Source organism: Sphingomonas populi (assembly GCF_004208535.1).
GTDB lineage: Bacteria > Pseudomonadota > Alphaproteobacteria > Sphingomonadales > Sphingomonadaceae > Sphingomonas > Sphingomonas populi.
Map to the genome: position 1 here is coordinate 47,205 of NZ_SGIS01000035.1, position 6,858 is coordinate 54,062.

Genomic DNA, 6,858 nt, shown 5'->3' on the forward strand with positions numbered 1-6,858 from the left:
CTTATGTCGGGGTTGGCGCTGTCCACATCAATATGGCGGGTCACGGCGCGCGCGCTGCGCGCGCGCCGCCTCGGTCCACCACGCCAGATCATCGGCGAAGCGCGGGAAGGCGCGCGCGGCGGCGGCACCGCCCTCACCTGTCGGTACGCCCTCGGCATCGAACGCCCCGCCGATCCCGCCGACCGCGAGCAGTGTCGAGGTGACGACCATCCCCATTTCCGAGAGGGTGCCGTGCCATGCCGTCGCCGCCCGCGCGCCGGCAAACCGCCCTGCCGAGTAACTGGCGATCGCGGCTGGCCGCCAGAACCATTCCTCCAGGAAATGATCGGTCAGGTTCTTGAGGCCGGGCTGGATGCCCCAATTATATTCGCCGGTGACGAACACGAAGGCATCCGCCGCGCGGATCTTGCCCGCCAGCGCCTCCAGCCTGGCGGGAGCGGTGCCGGGACGATATTCCTTGTACATCCGGTCGAGCATCGGCAGGTCGATCGCCTTGGCGTCGATCAGTTCGACATCCGCGCCGCGCGCCGCGAAGCCATCGACCAGAAAGCGCGCCAGCTTGATGCCCTGCCGATCGGACCGATACGAGCCGTAGAAGATCAGGATACGGTCGCTCACGCCTTGGCGGCCTTCGCGTCGAGGATTGCCTTCAACGGGTTGGACTTGGGATCGCTGATCCGGGTCAGCGTGTTCTGGTCGCGGTGCGCGAACGGCGCATCCTGACCGTGGACCTTTAGCACGGTGTCCGTCGTGTAGCTCCACGTACCGTCGGCGTTGAACACCACCTCAATCTGGTAGCTGTCGGTGCGGAACGCATATTCGAGGAACGCGGTCGAGGAGATGCCATATTCGGTCTGCCCGCGTTCGGCCTTGACGATGATCCGGTCGTCGTCGGGCTTGGCCTGCCCGCCCGCGAGCGCGACCTGCCCGCGCGGGATCGCGAGCGTCTGCATCACGACGCCGGTCTTCGGCTCCCACAACCAATAGCCGACCTGATCGTGGAAGGTGATATCCTCTTCCTCGGTGGTGATGTGGATGTGATAGCGTAGCCCGTAGAGCAATTGCGGGCCGTTGGCCTGCGGGTCGATCGGATCGCACTGGATCGTCTCGATAAACACGCGCCGCTCGGGGCCATCGGCCTTGGGGTTCACATCGACACCCTTGCGCGCCTGCCAGCCGCCCGCCAGCCGCGTCAGCGGGCCGAGATTGGCGAGCGTATCGGGATCGACGTCGGTCAGCTCGGTGAAGACATCTTCGGGGAAAATCGGCATCGCCACCCTTTCTGCGCTTGAGACGTTTGGGTAGTGCGGCGCAATATCGAACGGAGGCCAGCATGACCAGTTGCCAGCACAGCGCCACGATCACCGATGTAACGCCGAGCGCGAAAGGGTGCGAGGAATGCCTCAAGACCGGCGACTGGTGGGTGCATCTGCGGCTGTGCCGCGCCTGCGGGCATGTCGGCTGCTGCGACCAGTCGCCCAACCGCCACGCCACCGCGCACTACCACGCGACTCACCATCCGATCATCGAGGGCTATGACCCGCCCGAGGGCTGGGGCTGGTGCTATGTCGACGAGATCGGGATCGACCTGCCCGACCAGACCCCGCAACGCGGACCTATACCGAGATATTATTGAGCGGCTCGCGCACAGCGGCTCTTCCGACACGATAACGTCCCTCCCGCAAACGAGGCAATGATGAGCGGCCCCAAACTTTTCGAGCCTTTCACCCTCGGCGGGCTCACGCTCGCCAACCGAATCGTCATCGCGCCAATGTGCCAATATTCGGCGGTCGGCGGGTGCATGAACGACTGGCATGTCATCCACCTCGGCCAGCTCGCACTCTCGGGCGCGGCGCTGCTGACGATCGAGGCGACCGCGGTGGTGCCGGAGGGACGCATCTCCTACGGCGACGTCGGCCTGTGGGGCGAGGCGACCGAGGCGGCGATGGCGCGGACGCTCGAAAGCGTCCGCCGCCACTCCGACATGCCGATCGCGCTGCAACTCTCGCACGCCGGACGCAAAGCCTCGACCGAGCTGCCCTGGCTCGGCGGCAAGCAAATCGCGCCCGGCACCGAGAATGGCTGGCAGACGTACGCCCCCTCGCCGCTGCCCTTCGCAGCCAGCGACACGCCGCCGCTCGCGCTGGACCGTGACGATCTCAAGCGCCTGCGCGATGCGTTCGCGGCGGCGGCGAAGCGCGCGGCGCGGATCGGCATCGACGCGATCCAGCTCCACGGCGCGCACGGCTATCTGCTCCACCAGTTCCTCTCACCGCTCTCCAACCAGCGCGACGACGACTATGGCGGCAGCCTCGAAAACCGCCTGCGCTTCCCGCTCGAAGTGTTCGATGCGGTGCGCGACGCCTTCCCCGCGCACAAGCCGGTGACGATGCGCGTTTCGGGCAGTGACTGGGTGGCCGGCGGCTGGGACGCCGAACAGACCATCGCCTTCGCACAGGCGCTCGAAGCACACGGCTGTTCGGCGATCCACGTATCGAGCGGCGGCCTCGATCCGCGCCAGGCGATCCCGGTCGGCCCGAACTATCAGGTGCCGCTCGCCCGCGCGGTGAAGCAGGCGGTGGCGATGCCGGTCGTCGCGGTCGGCCTCATCACCGAACCCGAACAGGCCGAAGCGATCGTCGCCACCGGCGACGCCGACCTGATCGCGCTCGCGCGCGGCATCCTCTACGATCCGCGCTGGCCCTGGCACGCGGCGGCAGCACTCGGCGCGACAGTGACCGCGCCGAACCAGTATCTGCGCTCACAACCGCGCCAGTATCGCGATCTGTTGAAGGGGCGGGATTGAGGAGTGAGCCGGGTGGCTCGCAACGGCAAGCCCATGAAGTGCGTTCAAAATGCAGCGCTATTTACGGACGCCGTGTCCAGTGGATCGTCGAACCGGCATACATAAAAACTTCCGCCAATTTCTCGACGGAAGTTTCCAATCAGCGATCAGTGATCGCGAGCCGCTCAATCCCGATCGCGATAAAACGCATCGACGTTGCAGGACCATCTTTGCTGGGTGTTAACCCCGGAATCTTCGCACTGACATTCGCTATAGCCTGTAACCTCACCGCGCCTCAGCGCCGCGATGGCGCCGCTTCTCTTTGCTGACGCACAGGCCACCGGTCGGGTGAAGCCATACCCAACTTGGGTTGTCACACCGGCAAAGCTGGGCGTGGCCGCCACCAGCAACCCGACGCCAGTACAAACCTGAATAAAGCCCTTGATACGCGTCATAATATTTCATCCCCAATTCGAAGTGTCCACGTCATCAGCGCCGCGGTACGTGGCTCGAATTGCCGACAAAAAGGGATAGCGCATCCCCCGAAGAGGGTATGGTAGCCTTGTGAAGAACCTGACGAATGCCGGTTGAATGATCTCCTGAGCGCACGCACTCGATGGGCTGGTCACAAAAATCGAAACGGGCGTAGCATAATGACCAAATCGACCTGCCGCTGGACACCAGTTTTGCCGAAGATCATTTTCACCTGGCTCTTCACCGTCGCGACACTCGATCGCCGGTGAACGGCAACCGCCTCTGCCGAATACCCCTCCGCAAGTAACAGCGCCACTTCGGCTTCGGCCGGCGTCAATCCGAAGATATCGCGTAGATCCTGCCGCGCCTGATGCTCGTCCGATAAACGCGGGAGTTGGACCGAAAGCAATACGCGCGCAGCGGACAGCGGGCCGGACACCTTCTCCGGCAACGCGACCAAGTCGATCGGCACCGCCGTACCATTTGTACGTCGCAGCATAGTGCGCGCCGATCCAGACAGGGGAGTGCCGGAGGCACGGGTGAAGGCCTGATTCAGACGGGACTGCCCCAGTCGGTCGATCGCCGCGATGCGCCCATCGCGAAGAGTCAGTAAATCCCGGAACAGTGGTTCGACGCTTGGAGAATGCGCGATGAGCGTCATCTCCGAGCCGAGCAGCAGTACCGGTCCCGTCAGCCCCTCGGCCACGGTCAACAGCGTCTCATTGCGATCCCGGCCTAACGTCAGGCCGGCATCAACGGCTCCAGCGATGGCCGGTATGAGCGAATCGAGCCAATCTTGTTCCGACCTGTCCGCTTCCCCTGCAAAGCGGGAACGATGTAACGACAGAACCGCCAACTTACCCCGAATGGGTAGCCGCGCCTGCAAAGAGAATGGCACATCGCATTGCGCAAACAGCGATCGATAGATCGGTGTACGATCAATTTCGGCCGCGTCGATGAATTGCGCATCGACGATGGTTTGCCCCACCGCGGCGCGCATTACGGCGCGGGTGCGCGGATTTAGCGCCGGGTCAGGTCCGCCAGCGGCAAGATAGGCTGCGGTTTCATCCTCGCTTGCGCCTGCAAGCAGATTGAGCGCCAACCCGCCGACATCGTTTGCGACCGCTAATTGCCCGATTCTGGCATGCGTGGCTTGGCTGAGGAGATGAAGCGCGTGAGTCCAACTCGTCATTCCGATCGCGGCTTGGCGAAACGCTTCGACAATATGGTTAGGGTCCAACGTAAACGCCCCGCTTCACTCGCATGGTCTCAAACTTGACCAAGACGGCGCGGCAGGACGGGGCACGCACGCACTTTCCTCTCAATGCAACGCTACCTCACAACCAACCGCTAGCGGGCCTCGCCAGTCCGTTTTTATAACGCGCCCCAAGAAGCGCTCAAGTCATCATGATGTATGAAAGAAATCGTACACCTGCTGCGCCACCGCCTGGGACACCCCCGGCGCTTTCTGCAAATCCTCCAGACTCGCCCCGCGCACCGCCCGCGCCGTACCAAAGTGCATCAGCAGTGCCTTCTTGCGCGCCGGGCCGATGCCAGGCACCTCGTCGAGCGGGCTGGCGCCGATCGCCTTGCTGCGCTTGTCGCGGTGCGCGCCGATCGCGAAGCGGTGGACTTCGTCGCGCAAGCGCTGGAGGTAAAACAAAACCGGCGCGTTGATCGGCAACTGGAATTCGCGCCCGTCGAGCATGTGGAACACCTCGCGCCCGTCGCGGCCGTGGTGCGGCCCCTTGGCGATGCCGACGAGGCAGACGTCCTCGATGCCCATTTCCTCGAGCACGTCCTTGACCGCGTTGAGCTGACCGCGCCCGCCGTCGATCAGCACGAGGTCGGGCCAGTCGCCCGAATCGCGATCGGGGTCTTCGTTCTGCGCGCGGGCGAAGCGGCGCTGGAACACCTCGCGCATCATCGCGAAATCGTCGTTGGTCGCCGCCGTCTTGATGTTGAACTTGCGATACTGGCCCTTGCGAAACCCTTCCGGCCCCGCGACCACCATCGCACCGAGCGCGGCGGTGCCCTGAATGTGGCTGTTGTCGTAAATCTCGATCCGGTCGGGCGGTTCGCCCAGTCCGAACAGTTCGGCGACCTCGCGTAGCAGCTTGGCCTGCGTCGTACTCTCGGCAAGGCGGCGGTCGAGCGCTTCCTCGGCGTTGCGCTTGGCCTGATCGAGCAGCCGCCGCCGGGTGCCACGCTGGGGCACGGACAGCTCGACCTTGCGCCCCGCCTGCGTCGCCATCACCTCGGCGAGCAAGTCCGCCTCGGGCAGTTCCCGATCGATGAACACCGTTTTGGCGGGGGGCACTTCCTCGTAGAATTGGGTGAGGAAGCTGGTCAGCACTTCGTCCTCGGGCACGTCGGCAGTGTGCGCGGGGAAGAAGCTGCGGTGGCCCCAATTCTGGCCGCCACGAATGAAGAACGCCTGAATGCCGATCACGCCCTGCTTGCACGCCATCGCGAAGATGTCGGCATCGCCGACGCCTTCGGCGTTGATCGCCTGACTGCCCTGGATGAAGGTGAGCGCGCGCAGCCGGTCGCGTAGGATCGCGGCGAGTTCGAAATCCATCGCCTCCGCCGCCGCCTCCATCTGCCGGCCGAGCTTGGCCTGCACTTCGGTCGATTTCCCGGCGAGGAACGCCTTGGCATCGGCGACCAGCTCCAGATACGGCTCTTGCGCGATCCGTTCGACACACGGCGCCGAGCAGCGCTTGATCTGATAGAGCAGGCACGGTCGGTCGCGCGTCTTGAAGAAACTGTCGGTGCAGGAGCGCAGCAGGAACAGCTTCTGGAGCGCGTTGAGCGTGGTGTTGACCGATCCGGCACTCGCGAACGGGCCGTAATAGTCGCCCTTGATCTTGCGCGCGCCGCGATGCTTCTGGATGCGCGGATACTCATGATCCGCGCGTAATAGAATGAACGGGAACGATTTGTCGTCGCGCAGCAGCACGTTGTAGGCAGGTCGGTAGCGCTTGATGAGCTGCGCTTCGAGCAGCAGCGCCTCGGCCTCGTTGTTGGTGGTGACGATCGTCATCGACCGCGTCTGCGCGACCATCCGCTGCAACCGCTTCGAGAGCCGGTCGATCTGGGTGTAATTGGTGACGCGGTTCTTGAGCGCCTTCGCTTTGCCGACATACAACACGTCGCCGCGCGCATCCTGCATGCGGTACACGCCGGGACGAACCGGCAGCGTTTTCAACACGTTGCGGATCGCGGCGACGCCCGCTTCGAGATCGGGCGTGTCGGAACCGCGGACGGTGTAGGTCGATTTCTCTTCGTTGAAGCGATCGGGGGCATTGGGCACGGACATGATGCCGCTGATCTAGGGACTCGGGAGCCTTGAGACCAGCAGTGTCGAACGCTCATATCTCCCCTCTCTGAAAGGAAGGGGTTGGGGGTGGGTTGGCTTGGGGCGGGTGCTGCCGTGCGACATTCCCCGACCCACCCCCCGCCCCTCCCTTCCGGGGCAGGGGAATCGCATTTGAGCTGGAGGGAGTAGCGCCGGGCAGGAAAAAGGATTCTGAAGCGTCTTCTGGAAAGACCGGGAGATGCAGGTGCGTGGTTTTCGAGAGTTGTTCGAAGTTGTG

Annotated in this window: 7 protein-coding genes; 2 read left to right on the plus strand and 5 right to left on the minus strand. The window is 64.0% G+C overall.

What is annotated here, in order from left to right; genetic code table 11:
• Positions 1 to 27 precede the first annotated feature (27 nt).
• Together EWE75_RS18915 and EWE75_RS18920 are read right to left on the minus strand one after the other, a co-directional pair.
• Positions 28 to 618, minus strand: a complete 591-nt coding sequence (locus EWE75_RS18915; RefSeq protein WP_130159659.1) for an NADPH-dependent FMN reductase — start codon at positions 616 to 618, stop codon at positions 28 to 30.
• The gene (locus EWE75_RS18920) at positions 615 to 1,271 is read right to left on the minus strand and encodes an FABP family protein (RefSeq protein WP_130159660.1); all 657 of its coding nucleotides are present in this window, start codon (positions 1,269 to 1,271) and stop codon (positions 615 to 617) included. The genes EWE75_RS18915 and EWE75_RS18920 overlap by 4 nt, the downstream gene beginning before the upstream one ends.
• Positions 1,272 to 1,333: 62 nt before the next feature.
• Here EWE75_RS18920 and EWE75_RS18925 point away from each other — a divergent pair, with 62 nt between their 5' ends.
• Positions 1,334 to 1,636, plus strand: coding sequence for a UBP-type zinc finger domain-containing protein (locus tag EWE75_RS18925; RefSeq protein ID WP_130159661.1), 303 nt, complete (start codon positions 1,334 to 1,336; stop codon positions 1,634 to 1,636).
• 60 nt (positions 1,637 to 1,696) lie between these two features.
• Entirely contained in the window at positions 1,697 to 2,806 is a 1,110-nt protein-coding gene (locus EWE75_RS18930) for an NADH:flavin oxidoreductase/NADH oxidase (protein ID WP_130159662.1), read from the plus strand.
• A 164-nt stretch (positions 2,807 to 2,970) separates the two neighbouring features.
• Here EWE75_RS18930 and EWE75_RS18935 read toward each other — a convergent pair whose 3' ends face one another.
• From EWE75_RS18935 to uvrC, 3 genes are all read right to left on the minus strand, one after another.
• Positions 2,971 to 3,240 carry a hypothetical protein gene (locus EWE75_RS18935; protein ID WP_130159663.1) on the minus strand — a complete coding sequence of 90 codons (270 nt, stop codon included), beginning with the start codon at positions 3,238 to 3,240 and terminating at the stop codon, positions 2,971 to 2,973.
• 170 nt (positions 3,241 to 3,410) lie between these two features.
• Positions 3,411 to 4,499: a helix-turn-helix transcriptional regulator gene (locus tag EWE75_RS18940; RefSeq protein WP_130159664.1), complete on the minus strand. Its 1,089-nt coding sequence runs from the start codon at positions 4,497 to 4,499 to the stop codon at positions 3,411 to 3,413.
• Positions 4,500 to 4,664: 165 nt separating this feature from the next.
• A complete protein-coding gene (uvrC, locus tag EWE75_RS18945; RefSeq protein WP_130159665.1) occupies positions 4,665 to 6,581 on the minus strand; it encodes an excinuclease ABC subunit UvrC in 1,917 nt (638 codons plus the stop codon).
• Positions 6,582 to 6,858 lie beyond the last annotated feature (277 nt).

Bases quoted from the DNA above. Each gene is read 5' to 3' on its own strand.
- EWE75_RS18920 (WP_130159660.1), bottom strand. From the start codon at position 1,271: ATGCCGATTTTCCCCGAAGATGTCTTCACCGAGCTGACCGACGTCGAT.
- EWE75_RS18925 (WP_130159661.1), top strand. From the start codon at position 1,334: ATGACCAGTTGCCAGCACAGCGCCACGATCACCGATGTAACGCCGAGC.
- EWE75_RS18930 (WP_130159662.1), top strand. From the start codon at position 1,697: ATGAGCGGCCCCAAACTTTTCGAGCCTTTCACCCTCGGCGGGCTCACG.
- EWE75_RS18935 (WP_130159663.1), bottom strand. From the start codon at position 3,240: ATGACGCGTATCAAGGGCTTTATTCAGGTTTGTACTGGCGTCGGGTTG.
- uvrC (WP_130159665.1), bottom strand. From the start codon at position 6,581: ATGTCCGTGCCCAATGCCCCCGATCGCTTCAACGAAGAGAAATCGACC.